Source organism: Dokdonia ponticola, from assembly GCF_042653865.1.
Classification (GTDB): Bacteria; Bacteroidota; Bacteroidia; order Flavobacteriales; family Flavobacteriaceae; genus Dokdonia; species Dokdonia ponticola.
In genome coordinates this window covers 128,800-147,164 of record NZ_JBHSFV010000013.1, presented here as the reverse complement: position 1 = coordinate 147,164, position 18,365 = coordinate 128,800, and the positions used below count along the sequence as shown (strand labels likewise).

The following is an 18,365-nucleotide window of genomic DNA, read 5'->3' as shown; positions in this document are numbered from 1 at the left end:
ATACTGATGGTTTTCTAGCTACTAATAAAAAGATGCTCTTCGTTTAGGGTGTCTTTTTTACTTTCGCGAAAGCATACTCAACATCACTTAAAAATAAAATTTATATAAGTACTAATTAAAAGTTTAGTATAAATTACAAAACCATTAACCCTAGACGAAAGATAGGTTAATGGTTTTGCGACTATCATCTAACTATACTCATATACTCTTATAATTGTGCTTCAGTGCTTATTATCAATTCTAAGTCTCCTTCTTCAAATAAGGGGCCTGATCCTACTCTTATAGTATTAATTCTAAAGGTAGCATAATAAAGGCTTGAAGGTTTTATCCATAAATACACATGATTATCAGAACCTACATACTGACCTGCTTCCACTTTAGTTGGGTCTGCCCTTAACACACTTGTATGATCTCTAATTAGGTTATTCTGAGCTGCATAAGAATACCCCACCCACACAATATCAATAGGTTGTCCATTTCCATAAAAATAACCTTCAGCACTAAAATGAAACATATGACTATGTGTATCTACCCGAATAGGTGTTTTGATATGAAAAATACCTCCAGGAACAGCCGTAACTCGGATATACTTCAAAATCCCTCTTCGTTCTGCACCATATTGGTCAGGTTCATTAGTCTCTATATCTGTTATATCATCTAAAGTTGCCATATTTGCGATATCTCTTCTCAAGACTATTCTATGATCGGAAAGATTCTGAATATTAACTTCTGTAAGTGGCGTTTTTCCATATTCTACATACTCTGGATTTGAGTTTGGATATATAATATCATCTGTACTATACACAACTTGTATATCCAGTACGTCATCAGAATCAATATGATATTGTGCTCCACCTCCGCGCAACATTACATAAAAAGCACGTTTCGTATTGACATGTCCTGCATCTGCAAGCATGGTACAATATTTTTCTCTAAAATCTAGAAGCATCCAATCGTATTCAGAACCTCCCCAACTTCCTGCATTTAATCTAAATTCGGCAGTCAACGATCCTCCATGCGAAGATGTATACCATGTATCTGGTGCTGGGTCTGTGTGACGTCTATAAATATTAAGATTTCGTATTCTATTTTGATTCCCTCCTTTGATAACAACCTGATAATAGGTATCTGCATCTCCATCTATAGTGATAGTTTCTGAATACTGACGTTTATATCTATTGTCATAAAAATTAGACTTAGGTACTACAATAGCATCGTTATCACTAATGTTTACTGTTGTACTATCATCATACTCTTCAACTGAAGTAATAACAGCTCCTGTATCAATATGTCTATAACTATCTATAAGTTCTCCAAACTGCGTTTCTGAAGGCGTATCTCCTGTCTCAAAATACTGTTTTAATTGTTCTTTGCTAGTTGCCATAATATAATTTTATTAATTTTTAATTTATTGTAAAAGTTGTGCCTACATCCATACTACCTATTCCAGTAGCTGGATATGTTCCATTATCTGGTAAGACGGTATCTGGAAGTGTAAGAATCTTTTCTTCTGTACTTAACATTCCTGAAGTATTTTCTGTAATCACTTTAAAATGATGATATCTATTCAGTCCTTCTGTGTCTTGTACTAGTAATAGTGGTGATTCTGTATTGGTTTCAGACAAAGACACTTCTATTTGACTATCGTTCGTTTGTAATTCATGAATCTTATACCAATTTCCTTGACTATTCATCTTATAAAGGTGATACTTTGCATTATATGCTTGTTTCTCCCAGGACAAACGCACAGCGGTTAATACTACACTGGTACTTGTGGTATTGCTAAAAGAGCTGATAGTTGCTTCATAGCTTAACTCTGGAGAAGCAGGACTTTTAGATTCCACTATCATAGTTGCTACAATTATAGAAGCTTGTGATGGGGCAAAATCATCTACTAAATTTCCATTTTTATCTGTATAAGTAACTGCTCTAGATACCGTTATTCTATAGTACAAACCTTCTCCATAAGGAACTTCAGAGAGATCTGAAAAATCATCATACACTTTTAATACAGATTGTCCTACATACCCTTCCTGCGTAAGATCGATTACTTTTACCTTTTCCATGGTTCTTACTGACTGTGCATAAAGTCTGTTTGTAGTTCTATATACTGTTAATCTTTGAATATTCTGTACTTCAGGATATGCATTGATCTCCAGTTGAATTTTAGGAGTAATTCCTAATACTTGATTGCTTAAAACCGGCATGATACGTTTTACTTCTGGTTGTTCTGGTGCGTTTGTATTTACTAGTTTTATAGGCCCTAAAAATGGACTAAACGCACTCATTGTAAGTTGAGTTCCTAATTCCTTAGCTCCATAGAAATACAAGTTATTTGATGTACCATCTAGATTAAAGTCTGTATATAAAGTTTCATGTGGCGCTTCGTTTATGATTTTCATCATAGGTGCCATGTCGAATTCTGGATCTGTTGGCGATAAAATGCCGCCATTGCGATCTCTTATTACTTGTTTTTTTGATTGAGGTTGATAGGGCTCTAACTTTATGTGTTGATAGATAATTGGTATTTCTGTCAACGGCACAAAAGCATTATAAATAGCTCCTTTTACAAAACTGAATATTCTTTCATCACCTATAGGCACTGTATTATCTGGCCCCACATCAAGGGGATCTAACCCTAGATTGTGTCTTACTTGATTTGCCCAATCAAAGAATGCTGGCTTATCTGGATGAGGGAATTTAAATCTGTTTTCTGCATCCTCTTCTGGAGGATAAAAATTATAATCTCCATTTGATTCTAATATTCCAAAATCTAAGAAGTTTTTCCATCGATCTGTTACCCAAATCCCATCATTACCTCCAAGTAATTTTAGTGATTCTCGTATAGAAAGCATTGTTGTTTTTGTGTATAATGCATTTAGTAATGCTTCTTCATTAGATCTATAAAATAATACGCCATGTGGTTTATGATCGTATTTTGTGGTAAATGTAAATGTAGATCTTCCAAAGAAATCTGGGCGTGTTGCAAACGTTCCTCCCAACGGTTGTTTTGGTGGTAATGGTTCTATTATTTCTTGTGCAAATAATACATTAGGCACACTAATTTTAGAGACACAAGGTGTATTAAGTCCTTCACATGCTCCATCTGAATCTTTACTTCTGAATCCAAAAATAGAATTACGCATTCCTTCTCCTTCTGCAGGAAGTATTGCATCCTCTGTTATATTATATGCAGGATCTGCATAGAGATATACTTTATAACCAGGATAGAAATTAACTTCTATGTTTACTCCTGTTTGAATTTCATCATACGAAGTATCACCTTGAATAAAAGACGGATCATGTGCATATACCACTACATTTTCACCTGTAGTTGCTCCAAGAGGTATAATGTTCTCTATTTTAAGGACAGATAATACTCTTCTTGGTTTAATAGGGTTACCTCCGTTATATGCATCATTTGAGAATACACATATCGATCCTCTAAACCACTCTACAGAGTTATTATCCGTACTAAATTGAGGATGTTGCTCTAATGTTTTGGTATTAAATTCAAATTTATAGAGTCCCTGATGATATTCACCTTGTACACCTTGGTCATCATACCCCGGCTCTAACACAGGAGTCACGGTTGCTGTATCCCATATTCCTCTTGTCTTTTGGAGTTGACGCGTCTCTACGCCATCACTATCTGTAAATGTTAAAACCTCTCGATGAATTTCATCAGTAGGCCCTACTTGAACTTGCATTCCTAAAGGATTAGGAGTTCCCCAACTTGCAGGTGTTTGCATATTTTCAATAGCCATAAAGAAGCCATCTCCTTCAATTGCTGGTATTTCAACTGCCTCAGCAGTATCCGAAGGCATGCCTCCATTCACAATCGATTCACTAATAACTTTCTTATATACTGTAAATACAGGTCCATTAGTTCCTTGTGAAACTTCATGGATAATAAAACGCTGTGAACCTTGAATAAACACACCTCCTACAAAATTATCTTCTGTACCTGGTGTGATAACTGGGTCAATCGTCGTATTATTACTACTTACATTATAAGACCCTGTTTCTATAATTGATAATAAATCATTTATAGCATCATCTACAATATCTCCTACAATTTGCCCTGACACATTATTAGGCACTTCATTTCTAAAAAACACATCAATAGCATTTGCAAAAATCTCTTGACCATTTGGGAAAAGCGTATCTGTATTCTCTAAATCTTCATTTGAAATTGTGCTATCTAATGGTACTTGATAGCTTTTTAGTTCTTGTGCTGAATGATAATTAAATGATAAGCGAATTAATGTTTTATCACTAGGGTTATCAGGGTCATTAGATTCTGGAATAGCATTTAAACGTTCTTGCTCACTCTCTGATGTTAGTAATAATGGATATTCATTCCTAATCAATAATGCATTCGTACTAGATGGAGGTAACAAAGGATTTGTTGGTACTAATACTGTTTCTATTGACGTCTCTTCTCCTAGCCTAGATCTAGAAAACCAATTAATTCCGTATGACTTATAGGTATGCGTACCACTTACAGTCTGCCTATGCACATAAAAAGGTGCTTGTGTACTTGGGATGTTAATAAATCGAGTTTCAAAATGAGCAACTTCTCCATCTGGAACTACATTAGAATATCTAGTATCGTGTGACAGTTCTGGTTTTTGCCAATCTTCATTTCCTAACTTATATTCTAATCCTGCATAAATAGGATATGTAATAGTACTTAGGTCAATGTCCTCCGTAGTATTGAAAAATGGCACATTCACATAATCTTCTGGAGAAGCTTCGGCATATAAACTCACATATCTAGCCAAACCATCATGTGTATATCCATCTTCTCCAGTAATAGCAGAAGGTTCATCAGAATCTGTCCCAATAAAAGCGCCTGGTGTAATCATATCTATTTGAACAGGAATAGGCAAGCGACTGTCTTGATTGGATGTTGGCAAACTCATAGAAAGATGGTGTACCTCTCTAGCTCCAAGACCATCTTCTAAATCTCCATATGTCACATATTCTGCTACATATAAAAACGTGTCATCTTCGGAAATATCCAAAATACCTAAGCCTAACATACGTGCTATATGATAATCATACGATGCTATTGTAAGTAAGTCAAGATTTGAAACTTGTACTACATCATATGGGTCTGTTGGATCATTTCCTAAAGGAACTTCCTCAATCGCCGTAGGATTATTAATATCATCACTCAAATCAATATATTGCTCTACAACTTGTTTAATGTTACGATCTCCTTCTTCTGGTATTGCGTTCCATTTTTCTTGATAGTTTGTAATATTTACAAAATCATTGTCGTTAAAACGTTGCCAAACCCCATGTACATCACCATCATTAGGCTCTAATTGTGTAAATACAGTAGTATCTTCTCGAGATAAAGCAAACTCTCCTAAAACTTCCCATCCAGATGTCTCATTCACGTGAGTAATAGTATCTGCATAAAATTCCAAGTCTATAGAACCAACACCACAACTAACGGCTCTGGCTCTAATAGAACGCCCATTTTCACAAATAAGACGCACTACGGGTGCTCCACTTAAATCAGTAGAGCTATAGGCTCTTCTACTACTAACTATTTTATCTGCTATGAGTGTGTTTTCAGGAACAGATAAGGTTTCTGCTAAATAAACACTATTTTCATTCACTTCCGTGAAATTAATTCGTGCCGCAAAAAACAAATCTTGCTTACTCTCTAGTTCGTACAGTTCTTCTCCATATCCTACTAAAAATAAACCTGACTCATTGAAAGGGCTTATAGTACCTAATACATCATCATACTTGACTGTATTTCTGAAATGTAGATACAGTTCTTTTCCTTCTACCCTATAAATCCATAAATAATTTGAACTATCTACCACTTCAGGGGTTTGAACTGTGAAGTCTAATCTAATTTTCTTTTGAACATAAGGTGCTTTATACACTCTAACAAAATCATTTGGTTTATTAAAGTTTATCGTATTTGTTGCATGATTTCCTTTAGGCAAATGCTTATCCCCTAGAGCTCCTCTAAACATCCATCTCAAATGCTTACCAGCACTACTATCCGTCCCATTAGATCCAGATGCTTGTAAATAAAAATTAGGTGATTGAAGAGATGTTAGATCGCTTATAACAATACTGTTATTACAATTTTCAGAGCATATATCTGTCCTTTCAAGAGAAATATTATTTACGTCTAAAGAAATATCTTGATATGTAGTGCTTAAATTACCCACTTCTGGAAAAATATCAACTACTGCAAACTCTTCCGTAGTAGTTATTGTCAGTGGTAAATCTTCTGTGATACAGCTATTCAAATCAGAATCTGTCTTGGCGACTAATGCAACCCCAATTTCATCTTCTACGACATAACCTGATAAGAGAATATCAGTACCATTGGTTATAAGTCTTGAAATAACAGATATATCAGCTATGTTTAATCTCTTCTTCCATAATTCATTTAGGTTTTCATCTAGTTTAATAACCAATGAAGAAGATTGTGAACTAAATACGAGTACCAAAAAAATAGCTCCTGAAATCTCATCCCTAGTTAGAGTGACACCAGAACTCAAAGTTGAACCTAAATTATAAGAACTAACATCAAATTCTTTTACGTTTAATGTACTGTCTAATTCATTAAAGTGGGTAACATATATTATATTTTGATTATGATAAAACCCATATAATAAGAAGTTTTCAGTAGGTACACTAGGGCTCGTAGTACCTACATAAGCTATATTTGAAACATAATGAAATGGCCCTAATCCTCTCCCCCACAAAAAGTTGATATCTTTGTCGAACCTCATAACCATTCCTTGAGCTGCTGAGCCAGATATTACAAAACCATCTGAAACTGAATCCATTCCGTAAATTTGCTCATCTCCTCCAGGCAGGAAGTATACATTTTTAGCCTCTAGAAGGTTTCCATTGGCATCTATTTTAAAGAGTTCTACATCGTCTACTTGAGAATGTTCATTGTACCATCCACTTATTACAAACGTATCTATGGAACTACCACCCTCTAGTCGTATCATTCTTCTTCCAAATCTAGTATTTGAAGAATGGAGCAATTTAGACCAAGCCACATTTCCCATGGTGTCAATTCGAAAAACAACTAAATGTGATCTATTAGGTTCTCCTGTTTTATAACTTCCAAAAACAATAAAACCACTATCATCTGTAAGTGCCTCAAAACCTATTAAACCCAGTTCCTTATCTGAATACGTATATGTTTTATTCCATAGTATCTGTCCATTTGTACTGAAAAAAGTAATAAGACCAGATGTATTCTTCCTACCTATTGTGATAAATCCTACAGTTGTGTATTCTATTTTAGAATAACTACTATTATTAATATCACTCCTAAAAGTACTTACATACCTACAATTATCATTTATGGATGCACTACTACTATTAAAATTATCATTTGCCATGATCTTCTTTTTCTTTATTCGTTAATTAAAATATTCTCAGCAATCACATCTCCTTCTGTGATATACGCGCTTCCGTTCCAGACTTTGTATAAGAATTTAATATTCAAAGCTGCCACTGTAATTTTTTTACTAGTATGCATGATCAATGCCTGTGCATAATCTTTACTATACAATACTCGATACTCGTCAGAGCTTCCAATATTCACTACCGAGATAGCTGGGTCTTGTTGAGTACTACTACCATCAATGATGTCTAATGGAATTTTAGGATTATTAAAAGGTTCTGGATTTTTTATTAATAGTCCAATAACATCCCCTATATTGGTATTAATGACCCTATTAAATTCTGTTGTTTCTGGTGGATCTATTGGAGTGATTCCTAACACGCCTTCTGTCACACGATCAAATACGTGTTGATAGGCTGTTTCCAATGTATTATCTACAGGTGTATTTAAGTAATCTACCAAATCAAACGCTTCCGTTATTTCTTCGGCACTTACTGTCACAGGAATATCAAAAAATGCAGGTTGCCTTTCCTCACCATCCATTGTACGATAACTCAAGACTTGCGCTTCAAAATTTTTGTATCTAGATGTTTGGAACACATATTCGTGTACTTTCTCACTGACTTGGTCATTTTGTGCTTTCCCAAAAGCATTATAGATCAGTGCTGTGTAGAGTTTACGAGGCTTTAAATTGGTAAATGACACTTCGTAATTTTGGCTCAGTGGTACAATAGTTTCTCCTAAATCTATCTCACAGGGTAGTTCTCCATTTTCAATCATATTATTAATGACTTGAATATGTTCTGGCAATTGCGGATCATTATCACCTACCCACCCAGTATTGGTTGGTTCTGGTACTGTCTCATGAAAATTTTCAGGTAAAGGATATGGAATCACCACATCAGTAACAGGATCTTTAATGGCGATATGTAAATCCCCAAAGAATTCATCTGCAGCACTATTATTTGTTGGATTCACATAAGCGTCCCAGCTTTGGAACATATGATTGACATAAGGTTTGTTAAAGAACAATCCAATCTTTGCTTCTTCATTCCCATAAAACAATGGTTTCGCCTTGAGCAAACTTCCATCTGCATTTGGATAGGAGCGGTTGTAATCTATATAACTGCGTAAAGATGTAATAGGATATTGATCTGCATTGACTCCTGCTGGCACATAATTAGCCTCTTTATGAAAGTGCCCTAAAGGCCCCTTCGTTTTGAACGAATAATAGTAGTCAAATGTATCACCCCCATCGCCATTGTCTACTTCATCTTTTAACATAAACTTTATATAATACGAAGTATTGGGTCTCCAAATAGGTTGTGCTACTTTTGACACAGCAGCTACCATCGCTTCATGTTCTTCTTCTAATGCTTCTGAGCCTGGTATGCTTTCATTATACTCGTGCTCTTCTAGGGTTAACCAGCAAACTTCCTGAAGTGATGTATAGCATTTTTCTACATCTTGATCTGTACAACCACAATTCCCTAAGTCATATATGATTTGTAAAATCTGTTCTGCTAGACCCACCGCAGTACTAAGGTTATCATCAAAATATCCGTCTGGATACATCTGTAAACTGCTATAATAAGGTTCTAATTGACTGATAAGGTTATAATTAGCATGCAAGTCGTTAAAAGCATTTATTGTATTAAAGAAAGAAATAAAGCAATGTTCATATTCTCTATATTTTATTTCTAATGGTATTTCGGAAGCCGTATTTCTTTGTGAAAAAGAGTCATTTGCAAATGAACTCTCTGAGTTACCGTCTCCATAAGCACTACTAATACAACTGTAAAAATCAAAAGCTAAGCTCACATACATAGAGCATAATGTATCATCTTTCTCACATGTAAGATCTCCTGGTATTACAGTACATGCTTCAGCTTTTAAAGCCTCAAGTTCTGCTAACAATTGTGCATACAATACAGGGTCACTAGGTTCTAAAATGGTCACTTCTCCAGAAGCATCACTGTATGTTTCTACAAATAATGCTGCTATTTGCTCACGTAGCGCATTAATCGCTACTGTATCAGGTGTATTGGGTTCTATTACAACCTTAGAAATTGGAGTTACAAAATTTTCATAAACGATTTGATCATTAAGTTGCGCTGCTGTTTTATACTCTTCATATACTTGTTCATATATTGTATTGATCACGTCATCATTTGGAACCGATCTAAAATATCTAATCGTTACCCCTGCTGCATAAGTAGACAGTTTTAATTTGATTTTAACTGAAGGTTCTGGCGTTATTAATACCAAACTGTTATAATTATTAATACTTAAGGATTTTGAAAATCCGTGTGGATTGGTTTCGTTGGTTACTTTAAAAAAGTCCCCATCTACTTCTGAAACACCCTCGTCATTAGGATCTGTACTTGTTTCGCCTACGAGCGTAACATATATACCATTTATAAAATGAGCAATATATCCATTGGGTATGTAAAAGGTTGTTCCTAATACTTTATTTAATACATCAACACAACTGCCGACTAATTCTTCTTCTTTACAGAATAAGGTAGACGGTGTAATGCCTAACATTTCTGGAATGACCCAACCTGGTTCTCCTGCTTCCATATAGGTAAAAGGAGTGGTTGCTAACAAGCGAATAGTATCGTATTGTCTTGATTTTTTTTGCCAGTATCCTATTTTAAAATCTGTTACCGATGGTCGTGCAGCTTCATTAACGACTGCTTCAAAGGGATGATACGGTTGCCAGTTACTTCCTTCATAAGAAGCAAATACCTCAATTTTTTCAATAGAATATGTATGCTTTACTTGACGTATTTCTCTACCTCCACGCACCACACGATTTGGCGGAATTAATTCTACATGATTTTCAGGGGCATTAGTGTATCCTCCAATAGGTTTTCCACTTCCAGATACAGCACCTGGCACTAACGCTTTTTCAGTTTTAAAATCAATATAGGTATCTAAAGGAAGAATAAAGTCTGCCGATAATCCATTTACCAGACTCACGGTTGGAGTCGTTGAAGTATAATGTAAATTAAACACTTCATTGGTCATCATATGAATCCCTTTTACCAATTCATTGGTACGATCTGTTTCTTTTCCACTATCTGTGACTATTGTTTGAAAAGGCAGTGGCGGAATAGCTGTTCTATCAACTCTTTTATCTAACTCCCATTTTAGCTCAGCTCTAATGGTTTTACACTTTCTCCCAATAATAGGTATTTTAATACACCCTTTTATATCTACTTCTGCATATAATAAGAATGGTTTAGGAACTTCGGCAGAAATAATAGCATCTATTTCTACTTCTACAGCGATAATCCAAAAATCTACTTTAGCACCTCCACCAACAGCTAGGTATCCACCTATTTGAGGGCGTTCAAAACTAATGTACCCGCCTACTTCAACATAAATATATGCATGCACTTTTACAGGTCCGAATCGTTTTTTAAATTCCCAATCTAATCGTGCTCCGGCTTCCATTCCTTGTGCAGAAAGCATTAGGTAAGCTTGCACTTCAAGATTGATCACATCTTTAAATAATCTTGCTGTGTTGGGTTGTTCACGTGTTCCGAAGTTTATGTACCAAGCATTCGCATTATTAAAGAAGAAACCTGCTTGTGCTTCGGCATATAATTCTAAGATAGCCCCATTGGTTTTCTGGATCTTATAATCGGCTCCAAAACCAAATTCTAGGCTGTTATCCCCTATGGCAACAAAAGCAAAGAAGGGTGGTTCTGTATTGTCTAGCATCCCTAAACGATCTCCTAATATATTTGCACGTCCATCTAAGATAAATACTGACGGTAAGGATAGGATAGCCATTAAACGCGTAGAGAATAAGAACCCATCATCTCCCATCGTAGCCAGTACTGTCCCTGCTCCTATAGAAAATGCACTTGTAAAATCATCAGATTCTTCTGGGGTTCTAAATTTATGGATATTGACTCCTTTTTCAGGATGTTTAAAATAATCATACCAACTATCGTCTTCTGTGAGACCAACCGCTTGTTTATCTGTGACATAGTTATAGCCTATTAACCCCCCAAATGAATAAAACCCTAATCCTGTCGCGCCTAATGGTATGGGTGTTGGTAAATCCAAGCCTGCTTCTACGTAAAATGCAGGATACTTAGGTTGTAGTTTCATAGCTGCGCCCCCTGCAATTCTTGCTTTCGGAAGCTTAAAACTCACTTCTCCTTCAAACTCTGGTGAGTCTCCTGGTTCTGGAATAGAGACCATTCCGTGAATAATGGCGAGTGCCGTATCTGGATCTGCCGTTCCTGGAATAATTAGATCTACTTCGATGGTTTGGATACGTAAAAAGCTATCTCCTTCATCTCCAAACTCATCATTATCTGTCGTATAATAATATTTAATTCCTTCTCCCCTAGCATCAATCCCTAAAGGATCTATACTTATAGCGCCATCAAAGCCCCAATAGTTATACGTTCGCATATCTCCATTGAATTCTTGCTGCGTTGACCCATAATGAATTCCTGTAACTGCCATTTCAACAGGGCCTAGATTAAGGGAGATATTTAAAGGAATAAATCCATTCCCTCCTACTATTTCAATACTTCCATTATCATAAATACGTAATTGTGGAATCTCAATAATTTGATCTCCCAGAATTTTATTCATGGTATCATTACTAAAAGAAATTTGACAAGAAGTCCCGATATAGAAATTGCCTTCATCTCTTCCTAGTTCTGCTGTAAGCAGATTGATGGTTACAAAATTGAAAAGATTGATAGGTAATCCCGAAGGTAAGAAGGCTGCTGTTAGATTAAAATCATCTTCACTATGCCAATGTCCTACAAGATCTATTAACAGATCATCATTAGGATTATCAAGTCCTTTAAATTTTGGAATTTGTATTTGTGCGTGGAGATTAGATTCTATCACTTGCCCGTGATGGAATGTCAAATCAAACACATCAAATCCTAAACGCCACGCTCTTTCAGGATTACTTCCTAGCTGAAACCACATAAATTTATTAGGATTCAACGTATTGATATAGTTAAAGAATTGTTGTTCTTCATTAAACTGAATCGCAGCACCTTGGGCTGTTATCGTAAACGGATATTTTAATTTTGGTTCGTTAGGATCGCTCAGAGTATTCACATGTGCTAGTAACGCTGTATAATTAGCAATCTCTGTTTCTGTATTATTAACAACGACCGTGAGTGGATAATTAAACTCAAAATATTCACTAAAGTAGTCTGTCACCACATCATCTACCAAAGCATGCGTGGCTCGTAAGGCAATGGTTCCTGACATACCACCAGTTCCTATAAGCAGTTTTCTTCCAGAGATCACCAAGGTTTGTCCTGTTTCTTTTTTAAACCATTTTTTAGGTAAGAAAATATCTGTGCGTTCCATATATACGCCCATAAATTCTGGTGGACGATTATCTTCATCTGCTTCTATAATATTCTCGGTGGTACTGATATCAATTTTCAAGTTTTTGATATCAATAATCAACCCTGTATTTCCTACTTGTGCTGGGAAATTGGTATTTAACACAATGTCTAGATTATACCCTAATCCTGTTTCTGTATCTGCATAAAATAAAGCCTCACCAAAAGTCAATAATACCTTAGGGTTCCCTTCTCCATCTGTTTCTGGAACCACGGTAAGCGCTTCTCCTATAGAACCATCTATAGGATGTATGCCATTTTCATCATATACAGGTTTTAGAATAGATCGTGGAAACTCAACGCCAGCGGTAAGTTGTAGGGTGGCTTTTACTTTAGGTAGTAAAAGGTCTTTTATATACTCTTCTATATCTTGTGGTAAAAGACTTCTAAAAAACGTCTTTAATTTAACTTTTGTCTCTTCTACATCACTAGTTAGTATATAGGCTCCAAAAGACATGATGGTTGCATAATCCTGTGTTTTAGCATAAATATCTTTTACAATATCTGTAATCGTTGTATCCTCGGTAGGTGCTGTGATGTTTGCATCTGTATTAAAAGCATTTAAATCATTGACAAATTGCGCTAAAGCGGTTGTCGTATCATTTACAGGTTCTGTAAATGTGTTTATAAAGTTAGCGATGGCTTGTTCTTCAGAAATACTTAATACACGTAAAGCGGTTTCAAAAAATGATTTTGGAGAGAAATCAAATTGATCCAGATTAAAAGAACGTAAATAGGCCAGCAATTTCCATTCATAATCTATGGTAATAGGAAACGATGAAATGTTTGGACCATCTGCATCAGGATTTAACACCAAGAATATGCCCGTACCTGGCACTTCTATATCTATCCGATCTCTCGTTACAATGGATAAACTGTAAAAAGCCGCATCCCCTCTAGGGCTTTTGCTATATTGTAAATCTTTAAAGTGGATGGTATCAAAGAGGAATACAATTCCATCTTTGATAAATCCTAATATTTCTGGGATTTCATCCTGATTTACCACACTGGATAATGTTGGATAAAATCGTTGTGCTAATGCCGCTGTATTATTTTCTTCTGTAGACATATTCTTTATTTTTTATTCATTGAAATATCGATATAGAATTATTAGTTTTGACTATTTTTTTAGCAACAAAACTCCACCATAAAAAGCTTACTAAAAGCATTTTACCTCTTACTTTATTTCAATTATTTTTTTCTATTCTTTACTGAATGAAGAAAGTTCTCCCCTATCACTAGTTATTTTCGCAACTAGCGTACTATTACTTATTTTAAAATTTTGATTAGATTATTACTCTAGACTAAAATAGATGTTTCTATATTTAATATTTCCATATCATTTTTAAGGCATCCAGTTAGCATGTAAATAATAATTATACTCATTAATAGTGCCCCCAAAACGTTCTAATAATTCATCTATATCATCTAAGTCATCTATCAGGTATTTCTCCATATATACTAAATGTCCTGTACTTACATCAATACCTAAAATTTCGCCATCATTGTAGCTAAATTCTACATAAAATAAATCTACAGTAGTATTGCCGTCAGTTTCAATAGTGGTAATGTCTGTGTAAAGATATTTTTTAGTAAGATCAACAAAAGGAATATCATTTTCATCTGTAGATGCATAGCATACTAAACGATCTTGTGCATCAAAAACACGGACATGATAGTCATAAACAGAATCAGAGTTTTCACTTTTATTATACTGCCTCTCTCTTTCTATAAAATAAGATCCTATAGGAGTTTTACGATCAAAAAAATGAACATAACCTACTAATTGGTAAAACTCACTTAGTAATTGTGATTCATCCTCACCAGTATCTAAATAATAATCAATGCCTAATAAGTTTTGATTACTATAAGTTTCTATCTTTTTTATCAATCCATTATCGCCTTTAAAGATCTTATGATAATAATCTTCCTGTAAGGCTTGTTGCTCGGTCATTACCTCAATATTTGTACGATCAAGATTTTGAAATCCGTATATAATTTCCATATTAACTTAATTTATATTTATAATGTGACTTGACTTATTGGTCTTAACTCTGTTGGTTTTGACTCTAATGGGAAAATTTTTAAATCCATTTTACTATCTGTTAGATTTAAACCTTCTAACATTGAACTTAATTCATTATCAAATAATGGATCATTAGTCTTATTTCTTTTTATAAGATTTAAAATCTCTTTTAAATTTCTAACTTCTAATTTATCATTAGCATTTGTTTCAATAGTTCTAAAATTTTGTGATCCAATAGGTTTCTTAATATCAAAATCTGGACTATCTACTGCATCTATTCTTTTTTTGAAGTCTTTAATTAGATTTTCTCCTGCTAGTTTATTATGTAATAAATTTCCCTTTTTATCTAATATTTTTGACTCCACACATCGTTCTATATGTTTTATACGTTTTTGATACATAGCTTTAATCTGATCTAGACTCATATAAATAACTACATCAATATCTGGTGGTCCCACATTAGTAGTTGGCGGAGGTATCTTTTTAGTATGTACGGAACCTGTGATATGTATATCTGTAATAATATCATCAACTCCATAACGTTCTAGTAAACGTCTTTTAATGACGTCTTTAAAGTTTAAAAAAGCATTATAATCAGGAAAACACCATAATAGGCCATTGGGTGGTGGTATTCTATTACCGAGTTGAGATGCTACACCTAACTCGCCTAAATACTTCTGAGATTCAGGACCATAATCTGGATCATTTAATATAATATTTCTTTTATCTCCAATTATTTCAGGTTTAGTTTTAGTTTTAGAACCTCTAAATGCCTTTACTATAATATCTTCAACCCATACTTCTGTAATTTTAGGATCTAAACTTAACCCACTATAAATCATATCATATATGTCTTGATCAGAATGTAAACGAACTCCTGAATCTACCCAAGATTTGTCAGGTTGCTGCTCCCATCTATTTAGAGAAAACCCTTTCCATTTGTTTCCTGTTTTTTGAAAAGGCTCATTTTTTACTTTTCTAATAATATTTCGGAACATATTTATAGCCCTTGCTAGCCTTCTAGCTTTTGCAATATCAGTTACATTATCCAACCAATCTGGTTGCCCATTGTTTAGGCTATCCATAATATTATTGTTTAATATTTCTAAAACCTCGGTACCTTCATCTAAATCTAAACCATCTATAAATTCAAAAATAATATCATCACCATTTGTCCCTAAATCTACTCTTAAAGTTTCTAACTTATTTTTTAGTTGTGGATAAGTACTCGCTATACTATCTAAAAAACGTTGTATTTCTGCTGCCTTATCTACAGCGTTTGCTAAACTATCTATTTTTTCCTTTGTAGGTGTATGATCAAAATCATTTGGAAAACTTTGATTTTTAACATTACGAGCTGCTTTCCTTAACATATACTCTGTAATAGCATCGGCTGAGAGTGAAGCCATCTCAAGCCAAAAAGTAAAAGCTTTAATGCGTTTACAGAATTCATCATTGGCATTACAATCTCCAATAAAAGATGTTAAATAACTCAACATACCTGAAGTAAATTCTACACCTCCAATAATTCGTTTAACGTATTGTAATTTTGATAGTTTTGTTAAATGCCTAAATTTAGTAAGATTACCAATACCTGACAAAGTTAAGATACCGTCTACAATATAACCAAATACAGTTTCCGCATCGCTTCTATCTCCAGCATCATCTACATACATTAACATAAACATAGGAACAACAGAATTAATATTATCTCCATTAGCTGCTAATGTAGCACCGTCAGTAAGTGGTATAGGGATTTTAGTTTCAATTTTTGTAGTATCATTTCCTGATAGGGTAATGGGTTGAAAAATGTCATATGTTCCGTAACGTGCATAACCATATTCTCTGCTGTTTAAGTAATCACTATCAAGATTATCTTGCTTAAAAGCTAACACCTCTTTGATTACAATAATTTTGTTATTTGAGAATATAAAATCATGATTATCAATATAAAAATTTGCTGTTTTATTAGATTCATAATTAATTAAAATTGGTGCTGCCTCATCGTATTTATGAAAATAAGAATACCTAGTTCCATCTATAACATTTTCTTCTGTTTGTTCAAAAGCAGTATACTTTGTGTAATAATATAAAGGTTCTGGATTGGGTGGCATTGCACTTAACTGAATGTCCTGTCCAGGATTATCTGGAGTAATAGGGTCATTAGGAACTTCAGGTTCTAATTCGTACATTAAATTATCATTACTATCTCTAGTAATCATACCTATACTGTTCTCTTTTAATAGTGGATTATCATCTAAGGTATAAGGATTATACTTACTAATTATCCAAAGTGTATAGATCGCTTTTGTAAAAAGACCTCTTGTATCGGTTGGTTGCCAGTTACTTTCAAATAACCAATTAGTTAATGCCGCAGTAGCAACAGTAATATTCAGAGGAGAACTCATTTTTAAGTATAATACTTCATAATATGTTCTATACTTGGTATCATACTTTATGTGATTAGGATCTGAATATCTATCTACTGTTTCTTTCTCGGTTAATAACCACTCTAAAAAAGCATTGATTTCGATTATATCTAGATCATATGCAAAAGAATTAATAATTCTAATTATAAATTCTTCCTCATCTTCTTTTGTTAGAGAATAATTAAGCTTATTATCTATTAAATGATCAATAATACTCTTCTTTATCTCTATGTTTAAAAAAGAAAGTGATTTTGCTGTAAGAGGTAGTGCTAAATAAAACATTTTGTCCTGATCAATAGCTTGATCTATAAAAATACTATTTCGATAACTCATTTTATAGAATATCAAAAGAGAATCAAAATAGCTTTTAATACTCTCTAGAGTAGATGTCTCTGAAAAAATTGGATCACTAGAAGATGACCATTCATTTTTTTGAGCGTTAATTAGATTATTGTATTGTGTTTGATTAGGAAAAATGGAGAATACGTTACGTATTATATTAGTCATAACAATAGCAGTTAATCCTAAATATTCCAAGGCTTTTTTTTGGTCTTCTTCTTCAGTTAATACTTGACTAAAAACAATTTGATCTTTATTTGAATTTATGAAACTAATTGCAGTTGAATTAGATGTTACCTGATCAATTATTTCTGTCACTACAGAAGGATCTGGTATCTTAACAGAATTAACACCTGAGTAATCAAGGTTTGGATTAAAAGGAAATGATGAACTTATTAATCGTGGAAGTGAATTCAAACTATCAAAATACACATTGATCATCTTCGTTGTAATGATATCATTTTCTTCTGCTTTAATAAATTGATGATTACTCTTATGACCATACTTTAAAGCAGGGTTTATATATTTTATATCTCTTGTAGCGATATAACGTAAAAATTCATTCTCAGGGTAATAACCTCCTTCAAACCATATCCTATCTGATGCTCTAAATTCTGATTTTCTAACGTGTATGTAAGTTACACCTGTTGAAGATTTAGTAAAGCGAGACACATAACCGGTTGTTATTGAGAATTGGACATCTTCCCAATTATCGTCTCTTACTATTGACCCACTATTTAATATATATGCTTGTGCCATAA

General features: G+C 34.0%; 5 protein-coding genes. All 5 read right to left on the bottom strand.

What is annotated here, in order from left to right; genetic code table 11:
* Positions 1-208: 208 nt before the first annotated feature.
* On the bottom strand, positions 209-1,384 hold the full coding sequence (locus ACFO3O_RS18865; protein ID WP_379981739.1) for a hypothetical protein: 1,176 nt from the start codon (positions 1,382-1,384) through the stop codon (positions 209-211).
* 19 nt (positions 1,385-1,403) lie between these two features.
* On the bottom strand, positions 1,404-7,403 hold the full coding sequence (locus ACFO3O_RS18860; RefSeq protein ID WP_379981737.1) for a hypothetical protein: 6,000 nt from the start codon (positions 7,401-7,403) through the stop codon (positions 1,404-1,406).
* Positions 7,404-7,417: 14 nt separating this feature from the next.
* The gene (locus ACFO3O_RS18855; RefSeq protein ID WP_379981735.1) at positions 7,418-13,879 is read right to left on the bottom strand and encodes a hypothetical protein; all 6,462 of its coding nucleotides are present in this window, start codon (positions 13,877-13,879) and stop codon (positions 7,418-7,420) included.
* A gap of 276 nt (positions 13,880-14,155) precedes the next feature.
* Positions 14,156-14,815, bottom strand: a complete 660-nt coding sequence (locus tag ACFO3O_RS18850) for a hypothetical protein (RefSeq protein WP_379981733.1) — start codon at positions 14,813-14,815, stop codon at positions 14,156-14,158.
* Positions 14,816-14,832: 17 nt separating this feature from the next.
* Complete coding sequence (locus tag ACFO3O_RS18845) at positions 14,833-18,363, bottom strand: hypothetical protein (RefSeq protein WP_379981731.1); 3,531 nt, start codon at positions 18,361-18,363, stop codon at positions 14,833-14,835.
* Positions 18,364-18,365 lie beyond the last annotated feature (2 nt).